The 20,030-nt window shown below is 59.0% G+C and carries 14 protein-coding genes, 3 tRNA genes and 1 pseudogene; 5 read left to right on the forward strand and 13 right to left on the reverse strand.

Translation table 11 applies throughout. The features are described from left to right. Positions 1 to 55 precede the first annotated feature (55 nt). The 6 genes and pseudogenes from hfq to nnr form a co-directional block, all read right to left on the reverse strand. Positions 56 to 367, reverse strand: coding sequence for an RNA chaperone Hfq (gene hfq, locus KFZ77_RS17305; RefSeq protein ID WP_031521563.1), 312 nt, complete (start codon positions 365 to 367; stop codon positions 56 to 58). Between the two features lie 93 nt (positions 368 to 460). Next, positions 461 to 1,411 (reverse strand): tRNA (adenosine(37)-N6)-dimethylallyltransferase MiaA, encoded by a 951-nt coding sequence (miaA, locus tag KFZ77_RS17310; RefSeq protein WP_264384899.1) that lies wholly within the window; start codon positions 1,409 to 1,411, stop codon positions 461 to 463. Beyond that, positions 1,404 to 3,284: a DNA mismatch repair endonuclease MutL gene (gene mutL / locus KFZ77_RS17315; protein ID WP_264384900.1), complete on the reverse strand. Its 1,881-nt coding sequence runs from the start codon at positions 3,282 to 3,284 to the stop codon at positions 1,404 to 1,406. Before mutL ends, miaA begins: the two co-directional genes overlap by 8 nt. Positions 3,285 to 3,293: 9 nt before the next feature. Next, positions 3,294 to 4,634: an N-acetylmuramoyl-L-alanine amidase AmiB gene (gene amiB / locus KFZ77_RS17320; RefSeq protein ID WP_264384901.1), complete on the reverse strand. Its 1,341-nt coding sequence runs from the start codon at positions 4,632 to 4,634 to the stop codon at positions 3,294 to 3,296. Between the two features lie 4 nt (positions 4,635 to 4,638). After that, positions 4,639 to 5,109 (reverse strand): tRNA (adenosine(37)-N6)-threonylcarbamoyltransferase complex ATPase subunit type 1 TsaE, encoded by a 471-nt coding sequence (gene tsaE, locus KFZ77_RS17325; RefSeq protein ID WP_264384902.1) that lies wholly within the window; start codon positions 5,107 to 5,109, stop codon positions 4,639 to 4,641. Further along, positions 5,033 to 6,626: pseudogene (gene nnr, locus KFZ77_RS17330) on the reverse strand (bifunctional ADP-dependent NAD(P)H-hydrate dehydratase/NAD(P)H-hydrate epimerase). The gene tsaE and the pseudogene nnr overlap by 77 nt, the downstream one beginning before the upstream one ends. On the opposite strand from nnr, the gene queG reads away from it, so the two are divergent. After that, positions 6,625 to 7,764 (forward strand): tRNA epoxyqueuosine(34) reductase QueG, encoded by a 1,140-nt coding sequence (queG, locus tag KFZ77_RS17335; protein ID WP_264384903.1) that lies wholly within the window; start codon positions 6,625 to 6,627, stop codon positions 7,762 to 7,764. The pseudogene nnr and the gene queG sit on opposite strands and share 2 nt — an antisense overlap. Before the next feature lie 271 nt (positions 7,765 to 8,035). Here queG and KFZ77_RS17340 read toward each other — a convergent pair. The 5 genes from KFZ77_RS17340 to KFZ77_RS17360 form a co-directional block, all read right to left on the reverse strand. Then, positions 8,036 to 8,111: transfer RNA gene (locus KFZ77_RS17340), tRNA-Gly, on the reverse strand. A 42-nt stretch (positions 8,112 to 8,153) separates the two neighbouring features. Then, positions 8,154 to 8,229, reverse strand: a tRNA-Gly gene (locus tag KFZ77_RS17345). 42 nt (positions 8,230 to 8,271) lie between these two features. Then, positions 8,272 to 8,347 (reverse strand) — tRNA-Gly (locus KFZ77_RS17350). 231 nt (positions 8,348 to 8,578) lie between these two features. Continuing rightward, positions 8,579 to 11,011, reverse strand: coding sequence for a formate C-acetyltransferase/glycerol dehydratase family glycyl radical enzyme (locus tag KFZ77_RS17355; RefSeq protein WP_264384904.1), 2,433 nt, complete (start codon positions 11,009 to 11,011; stop codon positions 8,579 to 8,581). Between the two features lie 4 nt (positions 11,012 to 11,015). Next, positions 11,016 to 11,915: a glycyl-radical enzyme activating protein gene (locus tag KFZ77_RS17360; RefSeq protein ID WP_264384905.1), complete on the reverse strand. Its 900-nt coding sequence runs from the start codon at positions 11,913 to 11,915 to the stop codon at positions 11,016 to 11,018. 137 nt (positions 11,916 to 12,052) lie between these two features. On the opposite strand from KFZ77_RS17360, the gene fsa reads away from it, so the two are divergent. Further along, positions 12,053 to 12,715 carry a fructose-6-phosphate aldolase gene (gene fsa, locus KFZ77_RS17365; RefSeq protein WP_264384906.1) on the forward strand — a complete coding sequence of 221 codons (663 nt, stop codon included), beginning with the start codon at positions 12,053 to 12,055 and terminating at the stop codon, positions 12,713 to 12,715. Positions 12,716 to 12,758: 43 nt separating this feature from the next. Here the strand turns inward: fsa and orn are convergent, their stop codons facing one another. Then, on the reverse strand, positions 12,759 to 13,304 hold the full coding sequence (gene orn, locus KFZ77_RS17370; protein WP_031521546.1) for an oligoribonuclease: 546 nt from the start codon (positions 13,302 to 13,304) through the stop codon (positions 12,759 to 12,761). 112 nt (positions 13,305 to 13,416) lie between these two features. On the opposite strand from orn, the gene rsgA reads away from it, so the two are divergent. The 3 genes from rsgA (at position 13,417) to mscM (ending at position 18,913) form a co-directional block, all read left to right on the forward strand. Then, on the forward strand, positions 13,417 to 14,463 hold the full coding sequence (gene rsgA / locus KFZ77_RS17375) for a small ribosomal subunit biogenesis GTPase RsgA (RefSeq protein ID WP_264384907.1): 1,047 nt from the start codon (positions 13,417 to 13,419) through the stop codon (positions 14,461 to 14,463). Positions 14,464 to 14,589: 126 nt separating this feature from the next. Further along, on the forward strand, positions 14,590 to 15,552 hold the full coding sequence (asd, locus tag KFZ77_RS17380; protein WP_264384908.1) for an archaetidylserine decarboxylase: 963 nt from the start codon (positions 14,590 to 14,592) through the stop codon (positions 15,550 to 15,552). Between the two features lie 19 nt (positions 15,553 to 15,571). Further along, positions 15,572 to 18,913 carry a miniconductance mechanosensitive channel MscM gene (gene mscM / locus KFZ77_RS17385; protein ID WP_031521539.1) on the forward strand — a complete coding sequence of 1,114 codons (3,342 nt, stop codon included), beginning with the start codon at positions 15,572 to 15,574 and terminating at the stop codon, positions 18,911 to 18,913. 49 nt (positions 18,914 to 18,962) lie between these two features. Here the strand turns inward: mscM and epmA are convergent, their stop codons facing one another. Continuing rightward, a complete protein-coding gene (epmA, locus tag KFZ77_RS17390; protein WP_264384909.1) occupies positions 18,963 to 19,940 on the reverse strand; it encodes an elongation factor P--(R)-beta-lysine ligase in 978 nt (325 codons plus the stop codon). Between the last annotated feature and the right edge of the window lie 90 nt (positions 19,941 to 20,030).

Below are 20,030 nucleotides of genomic sequence, written 5' to 3' on the forward strand. Positions count from 1 at the left end.
CCAGCGGGGAACACAGCTGAACTGGTTCCCCGACATGGAACAACAGCCGTCAGCCTTACTCGGCGTCTTCGCTGTCTTGCTGCGGCGCAGCACTACCCTGCGCGTTGCTACCGTGATGGTAGTTATTGTTGGAACCGCCGCCGGTGTTATTGCTGTGATGAGAGACCGGACGAGACGGAACAACAGTAGAAATGGCGTGCTTATAGACCATCTGGCTCACTGTGTTTTTCAACAGGATCACAAACTGATCGAAAGACTCAATCTGACCTTGCAGCTTAATACCATTCACCAAATAAATAGAAACTGGAACACGTTCGCGACGCAGTGCGTTCAAGAACGGATCTTGTAAAGATTGCCCCTTAGCCATTCTATCTTTTCCTTATATGCTTGTTTTGTACTTAGAACCATGTGGTCCTGAAAACTACCTAAAATCCGCGCAATACGAGTTGATTGTACACATTTAGTGTTGCCCGGCGCCAACAACCTGGAGAACGCTGTCGAGAGCCTGCTGAGGCTGTTCACTGTCTAACCAGTGCACCTCTTTCCAGCCTCGCAGCCAGGTCATCTGGCGCTTCGCCAACTGCCTCGTGGCGCAAATACCTCGATAAACCATTTCATCGTGTGATATTTCACCCTCCAGATATGACCACATCTGTCGGTAACCCACACAACGAACGGAAGGCATCTCCGTATGCAAATCTCCGCGAGCAAAAAGCGCCCGCACTTCAGCTTCAAAATCTGAAGCTAACATCTGATGAAAACGCTGCTCAATTCGTTGATGGAGCAGTTCACGGCTCGCCGGGGCGATGGCGAACTGATGCACCTGGTAAGGCAGAGCGTCTCCTGACGTTTGCGTCAGATCCGTTAAAGTTTTACCCGAAATGAAAAAAACTTCCAGTGCCCGGGAAAGCCTTTGCGGATCATTTGGATGAATCCGTGCTGCCGCAACCGGGTCAATTGACTGGAGTTGCTGGTGCAGTACGTCCCATCCCTGCTCTGCTGCCTGTTGCTCGATTTTTGCCCTGATCTCCGGATCTGCCGACGGCAACGGCGACAGTCCTTCGAGTAACGCTTTGAAGTACAACATGGTTCCGCCCACCAGCAGTGGGATTCTCCCGGCTGCGGTGATCTCCGCCATTTCAGCCAGTGCATCGCGGCGGAAGTCAGCGGCGGAATAGGCCTGCGCCGGGTCGAGGATATCCAACAGCCGGTGCGGCGCCTGCGCCTGCTCCTCGGCGGTCGGTTTCGCAGTGCCGACGTCCATTCCCTTGTAGATAAGGGCGGAGTCTACGCTAATCAACTCTACCGGTAATGTTTTCCGCAGGTTTATTGCCAGCGCTGTCTTACCCGAGGCCGTCGGCCCCATTAAAAAAATTGCCTGTGGCAGGCCAGTCTTGCTTACTTCAGTCATGGTTCAGGGCTTTCATCGCCGGATGTAAATCAACAGGTTGTAACAAACCACCAGGCGGTGACTTCACCAGTTGCGGACACAGTCGCTCAAGTTCAGCCAGTAAGGAGATGGCCTGGGCCATGTTCCACTGCTGGTGTTCACTTGCCAGATGACGTGCCAGCCATTGGGCTACGTCCTCTTCTCGCGACTCTGTCTGCTGCGCCAGGTAGCCTATCAGTTCAGGAATCAAGATTTGTAAATTTTGTTGGCGTAAGGGTAAAGGCACCGCCCGAATCGTCACATGTTGCGAGTCAGTTAACAGTTCGATACCCATTTTTGCCAGCAGCGCCTGGGTCTGCGCCACCGTTTTCAGCTCTTGCGGCCCCACTTTCAGACGAACCGGAATCAGCAGCGGCTGCGCGCAGAGCTTTTCGCTGCCCGGCACCAGCTGCGCTTGTCTGAGCCAGCGCTCTGCCACCGGTAGCGCCAGCAGTGCCAGCGTGGACTCACGTTCCATCAGCGCAAAATGCGGTTCAATAATGGTGAGTACACGTCCAAAGCTGTGGGAGTGCGCATCATGCTTCAGCGCTGGCGGCGGTGTGACGGTTGGCGTGCGATTATCCGCCGCCGGGGTTTCCATCAGCTTTTGATAGAGCGCACCCTGCTGTTTCTGATAGCCAGGCTGAGCGTTGGGCCAGCTGACACCCGCGCTCTGGCGCGGTGCGGAAGAAGCACCGGTTGCCGCCTGGCGCTCCCCGACATCGGAGCGCGGAGCGCTGTCCCGCGCCTTTGCAGGATCGGAAAAGTGATTTTTCCCCGCCGCTACGCGGTTTTCCGGCTGCCAGCGCGGCGCTTCCGGTTCCGGCGCGGCGCTCAGGGGCAGCGTGGGCTCGGCCTGGGGTTGCAGCACGGTAACCACGCCCTGGTAGATGAAATCATGCACCAGCCGCGACTGATGGAACCGCACTTCATGCTTGGCCGGATGGACGTTGACGTCTACCTGATGCGGGTCAATCTCCAGATAGAGCACGTACGCCGGCTGATCGCCCGCGCCGAGTTTGTCTTCGCAGGCCTGGCGAATCGCGTGGTTAATTAACCGATCGCGCATCATACGCCCATTGACGTAGCAATACTGAATATCACCCAGCGCGGCGCTGGTGCTGGTTGGCTCAGCGACCCAGCCACGCAGCGCCAGATCGCCATGCTGCCACTCAATCGCCAGCGCTTTTTCCAGGAACGGCGTGCCGCAAATTGCGCCCAGCCGACGCTCGCGCGGTGCGCCCTGCGGCACGGCGCGATACTGACGCACCATTTTGCCGTTGTGGCTCAGGTTAATGGTGACATCAAACCGCGCCAGCGCGATGCGGCGAACCACTTCATCAATATGCGTAAACTCGGTTTTCTCGGTGCGCATAAACTTGCGGCGCGCCGGGGTGTTGTAGAAGAGATCGAGGACTTCCAGCGTGGTGCCAACCGGATGCGCGGCAGGTTTCACCGTCACGTCCATATCGCGCCCTTCGGCATAGGCCTGCCAGGCCTCCTGCTGCTCCTGAGTGCGGGAAGTGAGCGTGAGGCGCGACACCGAGCTGATACTGGCCAGTGCTTCACCGCGAAAACCAAGACTGATGATGGCCTCAAGGTCGTCGAGCGAGGCAATTTTGCTGGTCGCGTGACGCGCCAGCGCCAGCGCCAGCTCGTCTTTGCCGATGCCCACGCCGTTGTCGCGGATGCGGATAAGCTTCGCGCCGCCGCGTTCAATATCAATATCGATGCGCGTTGCGCCCGCATCGAGACTGTTCTCGATAAGCTCTTTCACCACCGACGCAGGGCGCTCCACCACTTCGCCAGCGGCAATCTGGTTCGCAAGCTGTGGCGGCAGGATCTGAATCGGCATGGCTACTCCTTAGTTGGTCAACATTCCGCTACCCGCCTGGCCAGAACGCACGGTCTGGCTGCTCTGGCTATCGGGCGCGGACTGTAGCGGGTGCGCCAGGAAATAGTTGCGCAACCCCTTATAGATGGCGTCGGCGATCTGCTGCTGGTAATCGTCGCTCGCCAGCAGACGCTCTTCGCTGCTGTTGCTGATAAACCCGGTTTCCACCAGCAGAGAAGGAATATCCGGGGAGCGCAGCACGCCCAGACTGGCGTGTTCCGGGCGGCGCTTGTGCAGGGAACCGACACGCTGCATTTCGCTCAGCACTTTGGTCGCCACATCATACCCGACGCGCTGGGAATGTCCGAACTGCAAATCCAGTACCGCCTGGCTGAGATACTTATCGGCGTCGCTGTTGGCCAGCACGTCGCCCGCGCCGCCCAGCAGTTCCGACTGCTTCTCGTGCTGCTCAAGCCAGCCCGCCATCTCGCTGTTAGCGCGACGGTTGGAAAGCACCCACACCGAGGCTCCTTTCGCCTGACGGTTTGGCGCGGCGTCAGCATGGATAGATACCAGCACATTGGCGTTCTGCTTACGCGCCACGTCCGAGCGGCCCATCACTGAAATAAAGTAGTCGCCGTCGCGGGTGAGCACGCCTTTGAACATTGGGTCAGCATTGAGCAGCGTGCGCAGTTTACGGGCGATAGCGATGGTGACATTTTTCTCACGCGTGCCGCCCTGTCCAATGGCACCCGGGTCCTGACCGCCGTGACCGGCGTCAATCGCCACCACCACCTGCCCCGATCCTGCGGGTGCGCGGGCCTGTGCAACCGGGCGCGTCGTGGTGTTGCTGCTGACTACGCTGGTTGTGCGGTCGCTGCTGTCATTGAAGGGGTTTTTAACCGGCTGCGCGGGCTGTGACGGACGCGCGACGGGCTGCGGCGCGCTGCGCTGCGCCACGACCGGGGCTGGCGGCGGAGGCGGCGCATCAGCATTGATGGTAAACACCACCGTATAGTTAGCACCGTTCTTCTGCTTTACCGCCCGGGTTTTCCCGTTCTGGGTGAGATCCACCACCAGCCGCAGCGACTGGTTATCTTTCGGCGTACCGGAGCGAATGCTTTTTACCAGGTTATCGCCGCTGAAGTTGAGCGGCAGCCCCTGAATCACCCCTGTCTGTTTGATGTCGAGGGCGACGCTGCGCTTACCCTGCTGGCTGAAGGCGTAGTAAGGCTCACCGACAAAACTAAACGTGATACGTGCCTGGCTGTCGCCGTTCGACACCTGAATATCAGATAAACTCGCCGCAAAAGCCGGTGCACACAGCAACAGCAGTGCGGCCATCAACCACTCTTTTACGCGAATTCTCATGCTGTCATCCTTGTGAAGCGGCAAGCCGCGCCAGTAACGCTTCGCCCGATGCGGAAACCGCCTCAACGCGGGCTTCGCGTCCCTGGGCCTGATAATCAATATGGATCTTAATATCCGGTTCCGGCAGCACGCCCGCGCCCTGCTGCGGCCATTCAACGAGGCAGATAGCGTCGTTAGTGAAGTAGTCGCGGATACCCATAAACTCCAGCTCTTCGGGGTCGGCCAGACGATAGAGATCGAAGTGGTACACCATCAAATTATCGAGGGTATACGGCTCCACCAGCGTGTAGGTCGGGCTTTTCACGTTGCCCGCATGGCCCAACGCCTGCAAGAAACCGCGGCTGAAGGTAGTTTTTCCCGCCCCCAGATCGCCATAAAGGTAAATTATCGTGGCCCCTTCACAGGCCTGCGCCACGCGCGTGCCAAGAGTTAAAGTCGCCTGTTCGTCGGATAGGGGAATAACACGATTCATCATGGTTCAGGTCAGTTCATTTCCGGGTTAACAAAATAGTGCAGCGTCGAAAAGAGATCCGTCGCCAGCATTCCTCGGGTGCCGGTTCGGCTGGCAACTTCATCTGCCGCCGCGCCGTGCGCCACACAGGCCGCGCAGGCCGCTTCGTAGGCTTCCAGCTTCTGGCTCAACATCGCACCTGCGATACCAGAAAGCACGTCACCCATGCCGCCGCTGCCCATACCGGCATTGCCCGCATCGATCAGCGCCAGGTGGGATTCATCCGCCACCACGGTTCCTGCGCCTTTCAGCACCACGATGCCGCCGTACTGTTGTACCAGACGTCGTGCTGAAAGTAAGCGGTCGCTCTCCACTTCTGCCACGCTACAGTGCAGCAGCCGCGCCGCCTCGCCTGGATGCGGCGTAATGACGCGATTGTGACGTTTATCGGGGTGGATTGCCAGAAGGTTGAGCGCATCCGCATCCCACAGCATGGGCTTGCGGAAGTTCCCGGCTTTTTGCAGGGCGCGTTTGCCCCACTTCTCCTGACCCAGTCCGGGACCAATCACCAGCACGTCAGCCCACTCAAGACCCTGCTCCAGCGTAGCGTCCGTCAGCTCCTGCACCATCAGTTCCGGGCGGGCGGTCAGCAGCGGGCCAATATTTTCCGCACGCGTCAATACCCGCACCAGCCCGGCACCGGCTCGCAGCGCCGCCTCACCCGCCATGCGGATCGCCCCGGCGGTGCCGCTGTCGCCGCCGATAATCAGTAGCCTGCCGTTATCGCCCTTGTGGGAGGTGGGGCAGCGAGGTGTCAGCCAGCGGCCGAGATCCGGGGCAGCGAAGCGCATAATCGGTGCCTGATGCCCGGCAAGCCAGCTCTCCAGCCCGAGGGCATGATGATGCAGACGTCCGGTAACATCCCGCGCTTTGCCGGTCAGCAGCCCCGGTTTCAGGGCGATAAACGTCAGGGTATGCGCAGCGTTTATCACCGCGCCGGGGGTGGCGCCGGTATTTGCCAGCAGTCCGGAGGGAATATCCAGCGCGATGACCGGCGCAGGATGGGCGTTAGCGTTATCAATCAGCGCACTGACCGCCTCGCGCGGCGCATCGTGGATGCCGGTACCCAACAGCCCATCAATGATGACCTCGACCGTTTCCGGCCAGATTGCGTCAGCAGCGTGGATCTCGCCACCCGCATCAAGCCACGCCTGACGCGCGGCCTGCACCTCTTCCGGCAGCGGCTTATCGCTTTCCAGTGCCATCAACGTGACCGTGACGCCCGCACTCTGCGCCAGACGGGCCACCACATAGCCGTCGCCGCCGTTATTGCCGTGCCCGCACAGCACCAGCCAGTGCTGCGCATCGGGATAGCATTCACGCGTGAGGCGAAACGCCGCCTCGCCGGCGCGCTGCATAAGCTCGAAAAGCGTGATGCCCAGGCTGTCCGCCGCCTCGCGTTCCGCCGCGCGCAGCCAGTCCGCCGGCCAGACCGAGTGTGGTATACTGGCCGGGTGAGTTTTAATCTTATGGTCCGTCATGTCTCAGCCCCTCGATCTCAATCAGTTAGCGCAAAATATTAAACAGTGGGGTACCGAACTGGGTTTCCAGCAGGTGGGTATCACCGATACCGATCTCAGCGCCAGCGAGCCAAAGCTGCAGGCGTGGCTCGATAAACAGTATCACGGCGAAATGGAGTGGATGGCGCGTCACGGTATGATGCGCGCTCGCCCTCACGAACTGCTGCCCGGTACACTGCGCGTCATCAGCGTGCGCATGAATTATCTGCCCGCCAACGCGGCGTTTGCCAGTACGCTAAAAAACCCGACGCTGGGCTATGTAAGCCGCTACGCGCTTGGGCGCGATTACCATAAACTGTTACGTAACCGCCTGAAAAAGCTGGGCGAGATGATCCAGCAGCACTGTTCCACGCTGAATTTTAGACCCTTTGTCGACTCCGCGCCCATTCTGGAGCGTCCGCTGGCGGAAAAAGCCGGCCTCGGATGGACAGGTAAGCATTCACTTATTCTCAGCCGCGATGCCGGTTCGTTCTTTTTCCTCGGTGAGCTGCTGATCGATCTCCCTCTGCCAATTGATTCCCCCGTCGAGGAGGGCTGTGGGCGCTGCGTGGCCTGCATGACCATCTGCCCCACCGGCGCCATCGTCGAGCCATACACGGTGGATGCCCGCCGCTGCATCTCCTATCTCACGATTGAATTAGAAGGCGCGATCCCGGAAGAATTTCGCCCGCTCATCGGCAACCGCATCTACGGCTGCGACGACTGTCAGCTTATCTGCCCGTGGAACCGCTTCTCGCAGCTTACGGACGAGCCGGACTTCAGCCCACGCCAGGCGCTTCACGCCCCGGCACTGATCGAACTGTTTGCCTGGAACGAAGCACGGTTTCTGAAGGTTACGGAAGGGTCGGCGATTCGCCGTATCGGTCATCTGCGCTGGCTGCGCAATATTGCGGTCGCGCTGGGCAACGCGTCCTGGGATGAAGCCGTGTTGCAGGCGCTGCAGCAGCGTCAGGGCGAGCATCCGCTTCTGGATGAGCATATTGAGTGGGCAATCGAACAGCAGCTGGCTAAGCGAAACGCGAATATCGTGGAGGTACAGCTGCCGCAGAAGCAGCGTCTGGTGCGGGTAGTGGAAAAGGGATTGCCGCGTGACGCCTGAGCGCCTGAATAATTGTGTATAAAATTAAAAACACCTTGTCATTCAACGGCCATAAAAGCGTCAAACAAGCCAGGCGGCGTTTTTGTTAAATTATAAGATTATAAATAACAATAACTTATAGAAACTTGCCAGATAATAATAATCCGACTAGTGGCCGATCAAAATTCACGCGCCTGTGGATAACTCTGTTTAAAACTGTGTGACATTTAAATGAATATCGCCCGCAGCACGATGTTTCCGCTGTGGATAATCATAAATGGTGAAGAAGATTTGGAGCGGGAAACGAGACTCGAACTCGCGACCCCGACCTTGGCAAGGTCGTGCTCTACCAACTGAGCTATTCCCGCTTGGGTGGTGCTTGATGCATGCCTGACGGCATTTTCAAATTTTGGAGCGGGAAACGAGACTCGAACTCGCGACCCCGACCTTGGCAAGGTCGTGCTCTACCAACTGAGCTATTCCCGCTTGGGTGGTGCTTGATGCGTGCCTGACGGCATTTTTAAATTTTGGAGCGGGAAACGAGACTCGAACTCGCGACCCCGACCTTGGCAAGGTCGTGCTCTACCAACTGAGCTATTCCCGCTCTGCGTGACAAACATTTCTGTACCGTCACGGGAGGCGCATTATACGAGAATTCCTTCCTGCCGCAATAGTTTGGCGTCACTTTTTTGCGATTTTGTTCCGACTGCCGATTTAATCAACAATCTGACTAAAATGAAAGCACAATTCTGCTTCTTCTGGCCTGGCAACAGGTAACCGTGGGTTATTGCCATGAAAAAAGGCCGGCGAACCGGCCTGTAAGCTTATACCAGATTCAGAGCGAGTGCTCGGTGCGGGCAATGATGTCATCCTGGGCATCCGGCGACAGGGCGGTAAAGAACGCGCTGTAGCCCGCCACGCGCACCACCAGGTCGCGATACTGGTCAGGGTGCTTTTTCGCTTCCAGCAACGTCTCACGCGACACAATGTTGTACTGAATATGCCATCCCTTATGCACCTCAAAGAAGGTGCGCAGCAGCAGCATTAGCTTCTGACGATCGCTGTCGTTATCGAGCGTGGCAGGATTAAGCTTCTGGTTGAGCAGTACCCCGCCGAGAATCGACCCGACAGGCAACTTGCCGACCGAGCTGATGACCGCCGTTGGCCCGAGATGATCGGTGCCGGAAGACGGGCTGGCGCCTTCTGCCAGCGGCGTGGTCGCTTTACGCCCGTCCGGGGTCGCCATCGTCGCGGCGCCAAAAGGCACATTCGCGGAGATGGAGGACGTGCCCGCATAGTAGTTGCCGCCAACAGGGCCGCGACCGTAGCGCGGATTATGGTACTGCTTAATTTCGTCGATATAGGTCTGGTACGCGCGGGTTAACAGGGTGTCTACGGTGTCGTCGTCGTTGCCGTACTTCGGCGCGCCGTTGATCAACCGCTGCCGTAGCTGCTCGTGAGTCAGCCCTTCGAAATCATCCGCCAGCGCCTGCGCCAGCTGCTGCTGACCAATCACGCCCTGATCGAATACCAGCGTTTTCACCGCCGCCAGGCTGTTGCCAAGGTTGGCGATGCCGACCTGCAGGCCGGATACCCAGTCGTACTTTGCACCGCCCTGCTTGATGCTTTTCGCCCGTTCAATGCAGTCATCCACCAGCGCCGAGCAGAGAATGTCCGGCACGTTCTCCTCCAGCATGGTATCTACCACGTATTCGATTTCGATGGATTTGCGGGTGTAGTAGCGAATCTGGCGATCCCAGGCGGCCATCACTTCATCGAAATGCCGGAAGTTGCCTTTCGACAGCGCCTGCTCCTGCGGCAAAAATACCTTGCCGCTGGTGGCGTCACGCCCGCCTTCCATCGCAGCCAGCATCACGCGTGCAAAGTTGATAAAGCTCATGCCAGTGCAGCGGTAGCCCCATTTGCCGCCGACTGCGGTTTCGATACAGCCGATTGCGGCATACTGATAAGCATCTTCCGGCGTAATGCCAAGCTTGATGAATTCGGGAATGACGATTTCGTCGTTGTTGAATGCCGGCATGCCGAAGCCGCAGCGAATCACCTGCACGCAGGCATCCAGGAAGTCATCGCTCATCCCGGCGTGATAGCGCACGCTCAGGTTTGGCTGGGTGGAGCGCAGCCGTCCGCAGGACTCAAGAATGGCATACGAGAGCGGGTTGACCGCATCCGTCGCCACGCCGTCCACCAGGTTCTGACCGCCAATCGTCACGTTCTGGTACAGCGGGCTGCCCGCCGAGGCTTTAGAGTGCGAGCCAGAGCGGATTTTGTTCACTTCCAGCAGCTTCAGCCAGCAGCCGTGCAGCAGCTCCAGCGCCTGTTCGCGGGATAGTGACTGTTCCAGTTCGACATCGCGGCGGTACCAGGGGTAAAGATACTGGTCCATGCGCCCGAAGGAGACCGAATGGCCATTGGATTCGATCTGCAGGATCAGCTGAATGAAGTAGCACAGCTGCAGCGCCTGCCAGAAGGTTTTCGGCGGCTCATGGGCGATAACGTCGCAGTTTTCCGCAATCTGCAACAGTTCGTCGCGCCGCCCTTCCCGCGGCTCGCTGCGCGCCATCTGACGCGCTTCATCCGCAAAGCGCATGATGTGTTCGCTAACCGCCTGCAGCACGATATCGATGGCCTTCAGGAACTGCTCGCCGTGCAGGTCTTCCAGCACCGTAAGATTGATGCGCGCGCGTCGCGCCGCGACGATGTCACGCAACCCGTCGAGGCCCTTTTCCAGCAGCAGCGGGAAGTTCACCGCCAGGTGCGCATCGCCTGAAGTCATATTGCCTTCGGCTTTGATGATGCCGGTGTCCAGCAGCGCTTTTTGCTCAGTGGTAAACATGCCGTAGCAGCGATCCTGCACCGTCTGCCCGCGCCACCACGGGCAGACGTCATGCAGCACCCGTTTATTATCCTCGCTGACGGCGAAACCCGCCCCCGGCCGATCCGCCAGATCGTCGATCTCTTTTTCGATCCACGAGACGGTGTATTCCGGGAAAATCGGCGCAGCGCGCACCTGGCTTGCCTGATTGCCGACGATCAGCTCGTCGTGCTTGATCCAGACCGTGCGAGCCGCAAGATGGTGAGCCAGCGCCATGGCGCGGCGAACCGGTACCGGCTTATCCATATTCTCCCGGTACGCCTCGGTATAGTGCTGCGCGCGCTCGGTACAAACCGGGGGTTTGACGATATTTACCAGCGCATTTTTATGCGCCTTAATGCGGGGACTCAGAACGTCCAGTTTCAGCATAGTCATAGCATTATCCTCTCAGGGTGGCCGTCAGACCTTTGCGGTGCGCGTAGTCCACGGCGAAATCGAGCAGCGCCGGATCGTTCAGCGGTTTGTCCGGTGCCAGGTAAGGTTGGTTGAGCAGCAGGTATTTGTTCATTCCCAGCGTGTGGTATGGCAGGAAATGAATGTCGCTGACGTGCAGCTCGTCAGCAGCAAAATCGGTGATGGCCCGTATTGACGCAGGATCGGCATTGAAGCCGGGGATCAGCGGCACGCGCACGGTAAGCGCTTTTCCGCTTTCAGCGATGCGTTTGAGGTTAGCAAGCACCCGCTTCGCCGACCCGTCGGTCCAGGTTTTGAACGCAACGCTGTCGACATGCTTCAGGTCAGCGAGAAAAAGATCGGTATACGGCAACGCCGGTTCGATATAGCGCCACGGCACATGCAGGCAGGTTTCCACCGCAGTATGAATTTCCTGCTGGCGGCTCGCCTTGAGCAGCGCGTGGGCCAGCTCTGGGTTCATAAAGGGTTCGCCGCCGGACAGTGTCAGCCCGCCACCGCTGCGGTCATAGAAGGGTTTATCGCGCAGCACCGTCGCCATGATCTCATCTGCGGTCGCGCGGTTACCGCACACCGTCAGCGCCTGGGTTGGGCAGCAGTCGCGCAGCACGTCGATATCACCAGGCTGGATACGCTCGTGGTGAATCAGTAAGCCGTGCTGTTGATGTTCAATGAGCTGCGGTGCGGCTTCCTGACATAACCTACAGTCGGCAAGACACAGCCGCGCGTCATAGAGCAGCTCCGCCGCCGACGCACGGCTTTCCGGATTCTGGCACCAGCGGCAGCCCAGCGAGCAGCCTTTAAGGAAGACAACGGTACGAATACCGGGACCGTCATGCGTGGAATAACGCTGGATATTGAAAATCATCGCCTTTGCCCTGTTAATTTCGAATGAAAATTAAATGACTTTCATTTGAAATAACGTTGATGGCGATCAAAGCCAGGCGTGGGCGCGTCCCTATACTGCTCAAAAATTGTTAAATCTCACATTTTGAGGAGCGATCGATGGAACTCTATCTGGATACCGCTGATGTCGATGCCGTAAAACGACTGGCGCGCATCTTCCCTCTCGCGGGCGTGACCACCAACCCAAGCATTATTGCCAGCGCGAAGCAGCCGGTGCAGAGCGTGCTTCCGGCGCTGCGCGACGCGCTCGGCGGCGGTGGAAGACTGTTCGCTCAGGTGATGGCAAACCGTGCAGAGGAGATGGTTGAGGAAGCCCACAAGCTGCGCGGCATTATCAGCGATTTGGTGGTAAAAGTGCCGGTCACCGCAGAAGGGCTGGCAGCGCTGAAGCTGCTGAAAGCAGAAGGGGTCCCTACGCTTGGCACCGCGGTTTATGGCGCTGCCCAGGGCCTGTTTTCCGCACTCGCGGGCGCAGAGTACGTCGCCCCTTATGTCAACCGTGTGGACGCTCAGGGCGGAGATGGCATTCAGACCGTCACTGAACTACAGCAGTTGCTGACTCTGCATGCCCCTGGCGCAAAAGTGCTGGCGGCGAGCTTCAAAACCCCGCGTCAGGCGCTGGCCTGTTTACTGGCGGGCTGTGAGGCCATTACGCTTCCGGTGGACGTGGCAGAGCAGTTTATTTCGGCACCGGCGGTCAGCGCCGCGACGGGCAAGTTTGAGCAGGACTGGCTGAACGCCTTCGGCACGCGAACGCTCTAATCCCGGCAGCAAAAAGCCCTCATTTGAGGGCTTTTTCTATGGGTTACAGCTTGATGAAATGCTCGCGATAATACGCCAGCTCCGCCACCGACTCGCGGATGTCGTCCAGCGCCTGGTGCGTACCCTGCTTTTTAAAACCGTCCAGCACTTCCGGCTTCCAGCGACGCGCCAGCTCTTTGAGGGTGCTGACGTCCAGATAGCGATAATGGAAGTAGGCTTCCAGTTCCGGCATATATTTGAAGAGAAAACGACGATCCTGGCCGATACTGTTGCCGCAGATGGGTGACGTCCCCGCCGGCACCCATTCACGCAGAAACGCCAGGGTCGCCTGCTCGGCGGCGCTGTCATCAAAGGCGCTGGCTTTCACGCGATCCACCAGGCCGCTTGCCGTGTGGGTGCGCACGTTCCAGTCGTCCATCAGCGCCAGCTGGGCGTCGGACTGGTGCACCGCCATCACCGGGCCTTCTGCCAGAATGTTAAGATCTTTATCGGTGACAAGGGTGGCGATTTCGATGATGCGGTCACGCTCAGGATCGAGGCCGGTCATTTCAAGATCGATCCAAATGAGGTTGTTTTCATTGGCACTCATGCTATTTTCCATCCGTTATCGCGTCACGCTCGGGTGACAGGCAGTTAATTCATTTACAATAGCTGGTATCATAGAGGTTTTGCCCACCAGGGGCGACCAGGAGCCATTAAGATTGAGCAAAAATAAACTCTCCAAAGGTCAGCAGCGCCGCGTGTCAGCTAATCACCAGCGCCGTCTTAAACAGACTACGGAGAAAGCCGATCCCGACGACTCGCAGTTTGGCGAGCCGCGTGACGGGCGCGTCATCAGTCGTTTTGGTCAGCACGCCGACGTCGAATCGACAGACGGCACCGTGCATCGCTGTAACATTCGCCGCACTATCCGCTCGCTGGTGACCGGCGATCGCGTGGTCTGGCGTCCGGTAAAAGAGAACGTCCAGGGTAAAGGGATTGTTGATGCGGTACACGAGCGCACCTCGGTACTGACCCGTCCGGACTACTACGACGGCGTAAAGCCGATCGCCGCCAATATCGACCAGATTATTATCGTTTCCGCCATTCTGCCCGAGCTGTCGCTGAACATCATCGACCGCTATCTCGTGGCCTGCGAAACCCTGGAAGTTGAACCGCTGCTGGTGCTCAACAAAACCGACCTGCTTGATGAAGCCGGTCTGGCGTTCGTTAACGAGCAGATGGATATTTACCGCAAGATTGGCTACCGCGTGCTGCTGGTTTCCAGCTATCAGGACGAAGGCCTGAAGCCGCTCGAAGAGGCGCTGATCGATCGTACCAGCATCTTCGCCGGGCAATCTGGCGTAGGCAAATCGAGCCTGCTTAACAATCTGCTGGGGCTGAAGGACGATCGCATCCTGGTGAACGACGTCTCCGACAACTCCGGCCTCGGGCAGCACACCACCACCGCCTCACGCCTTTATCACTTCCCGGGCGGCGGCGAAGTCATCGACTCCCCCGGCGTGCGTGAATTCGGCCTGTGGCACCTGGAGCCGGAGCAGATCACCCGCGGCTTTATCGAATTCCACGACTATCTGGGCCACTGCAAGTTCCGCGACTGCAAGCATGGCAGCGACCCGGGCTGCGCCATTCGCGAAGCCGTCGAGCGCGGCGACATCGCCGAAACCCGCTTCGATAACTACCACCGCATCCTGGAAAGCATGGCTGAGGTAAAAACGCGTAAAAGCTTCTCCGCAACCGATGACTGATTCGCGTGCGGTGAGTAGCATAGCGAGCCGTATTGCGGATTTGTGCTATTATCGCGCCCTTTTTTGTACTGCCTGACGCCGCGGCGTCGGGCAAGGACTGGCAAAACCATTAGCCTGGAGGCTACCTTGCTAAACGACATCAAACTTTCGCTTCAATACATTCTGCCGAAACTGTGGCTCACTCGCCTGGCGGGCTGGGGCGCAAGCAAACGTGCCGGCTGGCTGACGAAACTGGTGATTGACCTGTTTGTAAAATACTACAAGGTCGATATGAAAGAGGCGCAGAAGCCTGATACCGCCAGCTATCGCACCTTCAACGATTTCTTTGTACGCGCGCTGCGTGACGACGTGCGCCCGCTCAATACCGACCCAAACGTGCTGGTTATGCCTGCGGATGGCGTCATCAGCCAGCTGGGCCGCATTGACGATGACAAGATCCTGCAGGCTAAAGGCCACAATTACAGCCTCGAAGCCCTGCTGGCGGGTAACTACCTGATGGCCGACCTGTTCCGTAACGGCAGCTTCGCCACGACCTACCTGTCACCGCGCGACTATCACCGCGTCCATATGCCGTGTAACGGTATTCTGCGCGAGATGATCTACGTGCCGGGCGACCTGTTCTCGGTAAACCATCTGACGGCCCAGAACGTGCCGAACCTGTTTGCGCGTAACGAGCGCGTTATCTGCCTGTTCGATACCGAATTTGGCCCGATGGCGCAGATTCTGGTGGGCGCGACCATTGTCGGCAGCATCGAAACCGTCTGGGCTGGCACCGTTACGCCGCCGCGCGAAGGCATCATCAAGCGCTGGACCTGGCCGGCGGGCGAAAGCGAAGGCGCCGTGGCGCTGCTTAAGGGTCAGGAGATGGGCCGCTTCAAACTTGGCTCCACCGTTATCAACCTGTTCGCACCGGGTAAAGTGGAACTGACACCGCATCTGCAAAGCCTGTCAGTCACCAAAATCGGCGAGCCACTGGCCGTTTCTACCGACGCGGTTATCGCTGACGTAACCCCGGCAGTAGTTTCCCAGGAGGAGATCGACGCCGAGCGCGACGCCAATCCTCTGGTCGATAACAAAGACGACGTGTAACAGCAAAAAGGGTTCTTCCGTGCGCCTGATTATCACTGTACTGATGGCCTGGTGCCTCAGCCTGGGGGCGCACGCAGCGAACGCCCCCGACGCAAAACAAATCTCACAGGAGCTGGAGCAGGCGAAAGCTGCGAAAAATCTGCCTAATCAGGCTGAAACCGTAGAAGCCCTCCAGTCCGCCCTTAACGCGCTTGAAGAGCAAAAAGGCTCCGTCGAGCGCGCCGCTCAGTATCAACAGGTTATTGATAACTTCCCTAAGCTCTCGCAAACCCTGCGTGTGCAGCTGAATAATCTGCGCGACGAGCCCAAGAAAGTGCCGCCCGGCATGACTACCGATCAGCTTAATCAGGAGATCCTGCAGGTCAGCAGCCAGCTCCTGGAAAAAAGCCGCCAGGCCCAGCAGGAGCAGGAGCGTACCCGCGAGATCAACGACTCCCTGAGTCAGCTTCCCCAGCAGCAAACCGACGCCCGCCGTCAGCTGAACGAAGTCGAGCGCCGCGTTGGCAGCCTGCCCGCCGGCAGCACGCCGCTGGCTCAGGCGCAAAGCTTCGGCCTGCAGGCCGAGTCCGCCCGCCTGAAAGCGCTGGTCGATGAGCTGGAGCTGGCGCAGCTCTCCGCCAATAACCGTCAGGAACTCTCGCGCCTGCGTGCCGAGCTGGCGCAGAAGCAGAGTCAGCAGTTGGACGGCTATCTCCAGGCGCTACGCAACCAGGTCAACAATCAACGTCAGCAGGAGGCCGAGCGCGCGCTCGAAAGCACCGAGCTGCTGGCGGAAAATAGCGCCGATTTGCCCCCTGCCCTGATAGAACAGTTCAAAGTGAACCGCGAGCTGTCCCAGGCGCTGAACCAGCAGGCCCAGCGTATGGATCTGGTGGCCTCTCAGCAGCGTCAGGCGTCCGGGCAGACGCTGCAGGTGCGCCAGGCGCTGAACACCCTGCGCGAACAGTCGCAGTGGCTGGGCGTTTCCAACGTGCTGGGCGAAGCGTTACGTGCCCAGGTGGCCCGCCTGCCGGAAATGCCGAAACCGCAGCAGCTGGACACCGAAATGGCGCAGTTGCGTGTGCACCGCATGCGCTACGAGGATCTGCTTAACAAGCAGCCGCAGCTGCGCCAGATCCGGCAGGCCGACGGCAGCAACCTTACCGCCGAGCAGAACCGCATTCTCGAAGCCCAGCTGCGCACCCAGCGCGAGCTGCTGAATTCCCTGTTGCAGGGTGGTGATACGCTGATCCTTGAGCTGACCAAGCTGAAAGTCTCGAACAGCCAGCTTGAGGATGCCCTGAAGGAGGTGAATGAAGCCACGCACCGCTATCTGTTCTGGACGTCCGACGTCAGCCCGCTGACCGTCTCCTGGCCTCTGGATATCGTGCAGGATCTGCGCCGCCTGATTTCACTCGACACCTTCAGCCAGCTCGGCAAAGCCAGCGTGATGATGCTGACCAGCAAAGAAACGCTGCTGCCGCTGTTCGGGGCGCTGATTCTGGTCGGGTTCAGCATCTACTCCCGTCGCCACTTTACCGCCTTCCTTGAGCGCTCCAGCGAGAAGGTTGGCAAGGTGACCCAGGATCACTTCTGGCTCACAATCCGCACCGTGTTCTGGTCGATTCTGGTGGCGTCCCCGCTGCCGGTGCTGTGGGCAACGTTAGGTTATGGCCTGCGCTCAGCCTGGCCGTGGCCTATTGCCGTCGCGGTGGGCGATGGCATTACCGCCACCGTACCGCTGCTGTGGGTGGTGATGATTTGCGCGACCTTCGCCCGCTCAAACGGGCTGTTTGTCGCTCACTTCGGCTGGCCGCGCGATCGCGTGGCGCGCGCCATGCGTTACTACCTGATGAGCATCGGGCTGATTGTGCCGCTGATCATGGCCCTCATCATGTTCGATAATCTCAACGATCGTGAGTTCTCCGGCACCCTCGGGCGGCTGTGCTTCATCCTCATCTGCGGCGCGCTGGCGCTGGTGACGCTGAGTCTGAAACGCGCCGGCATCCCGCTTTATCTTGATAAAGAGGGCAACGGCGACAACATGGTCAACAGCATGCTGTGGAATCTGATGATGAGCGCGCCGTTGCTGGCGATCCTCGCCTCGCTGGTGGGCTATCTGGCCACGGCCCAGGCGCTGCTGGCGCGGCTGGAGACCTCGGTCGCCATCTGGTTCCTGCTGCTGGTGGTCTACCACATCATCCGTCGCTGGATGCTCATCCAGCGTCGCCGTCTGGCCTTTGACCGTGCCAAACACCGCCGCGCCGAAATTCTGGCGCAGCGCGCCCGTGGCGAAGAGGAGCCGCCGCATTCGGTGAGTACTGAAGGTGCGGCGCTGGAAGTGGAAGTGTCGGAGGTCGATCTGGATACCATCAGTGCCCAGTCGCTGCGTCTGGTGCGCTCTATCCTGATGCTGATCGCCCTGCTGTCGGTGATTGTGCTGTGGTCAGAGATCCACTCCGCCTTTGGCTTCCTGGAAAACATCAAGCTGTGGGATGTCTCGTCCACCGTGCAGGGCGTTGAGAGCCTGGAGCCGATCACCCTCGGCGCGGTATTCATCGCGATTCTGGTGCTGATCATCACGCTGCAGCTGGTGCGTAACCTTCCGGCATTGCTGGAGCTGGCGCTGTTGCAGCATCTGGATCTGACGCCGGGTACCGGCTACGCCATTACCACCATCACCAAATACCTGCTGATGCTGGTCGGCGGGCTGATGGGCTTCTCGCTCATCGGTATCGAGTGGTCAAAACTGCAGTGGCTGGTAGCCGCGCTGGGGGTCGGGCTGGGCTTTGGCTTGCAGGAAATTTTCGCCAACTTCATCTCTGGCCTGATTATCCTGTTCGAAAAGCCGATTCGTATTGGCGATACCGTGACCATCCGCGATCTGACCGGGAGCGTCACCAAAATCAACACCCGCGCCACCACCATCAGCGACTGGGACCGCAAAGAGATCATCGTGCCGAACAAGGCCTTTATCACCGAGCAGTTCATCAACTGGTCGCTGTCAGATTCCGTGACGCGCGTGGTGCTAACCGTGCCGGCGCCGACCAACGCCAACAGCGAAGAGGTAACGCAGATCCTCTATACCGCCGCCGAGCGCTGCTCGCTGGTGATCGATAACCCGCCGCCGGAAGTGTTCCTGGTCGATCTGCAGCAGGGTATTCAGCTGTTCGAGCTGCGTATCTACGCTGCGGAAATGGTCCACCGTATGCCGCTGCGCCATGAGATCCACCAGCTGATCCTGGCAGGGTATCGCGAACACGGTATCGATCTGCCGTTCCCGCCGTTCCAGATGCGCCTTGAAACGCTGGATGCCAAACGCCCCGCCGCGACCACGCTTAACAGCGCCGGGCGCGGCAAACGCGTGCCGGGCAGTATGTAACCGCCATAAAAAAAGGAGCCGCATGGCTCCTTTTTCTTTGCTGCTCAGATCAGGCCCGATCGACCGGGAAAGCGATCACCTCGGCGAGGCTCTCAGCGCCCAGCGCCAGCATAATCAGGCGGTCAACCCCCAGCGCCACGCCGGAGCAGTCCGGCAGACCCGCTTTCAGCGCATCCAGCAGGTTGTGATCCACCGGCTGCTGTACCAGGCCGCGCGCGGCGCGCTTGCGGTTATCCTGTTCGAACCGCTGCTGCTGCTCGCGGGCATCGGTCAGCTCGTGGAAACCGTTCGCCAGCTCAATTCCTTTGAAATAGACCTCGAAACGCTCCGCCACGCGGTGATCTTCGGTACTGATCTGCGCCAGTGACGCCTGGCTTGCCGGGAAGTGATAGACAAACGCCGGGCGCTCTTTGCCAATATGCGGCTCAACACCGACGCTGAACAGGAGCTGTAGCAGGGTATCGCGGTCTTCTTCGGTATCGGCGATGTTGCTGAGATCGAGTTTTGCGGCGACCTCGCGCAGCTGCGCTTTATCTGCTGACAGCGGGTCGATTTCCAGATGGCGCTGAAACGCCTGCTGGTAAGAGAGGAAATCGGCTGAGCTGCACTCCAGTACCTGCTGTAACAGGTCATCCACCTCATTCATCAGACGGTACATGTCATAGTGCGGGCGATACCACTCCAGCATGGTGAATTCCGGGTTGTGGTGACGCCCCATCTCTTCATTACGGAAGCTGCGGCACAGCTGGAATACCGGGCCGCAGCCCGCGGCCAGCAAGCGCTTCATATGGTATTCCGGGCTGGTCATCAGATACAGATTCAGCCCCTGGGAGTGACCCGGTCCGACAAAACGGGTTTCGAACGGGAACAGGTGAATGTCTGTTACCGTCGCCTGGCTCATGCAGGGGGTTTCCACCTCCAGTACGCCACGGTCCGCAAAGAAGCGGCGGATCTCCGCCATGATGGCGGCGCGTTTAAGCAGGTTGGGGATGGATGCGCTCGGCTGCCAGGTGGCCGTCTCGCTCATGGGTGATTCTCCGAAGTCAAACAAGGGCAGGAAGTCTACTCGTTACCCGACAGCGAGACAAATTTTGCGCATTATTTTGCCTGTTTTCTC

Origin of the sequence: Siccibacter colletis, from assembly GCF_025914095.1 — a bacterium.
GTDB lineage: Bacteria > Pseudomonadota > Gammaproteobacteria > Enterobacterales > Enterobacteriaceae > Siccibacter > Siccibacter colletis.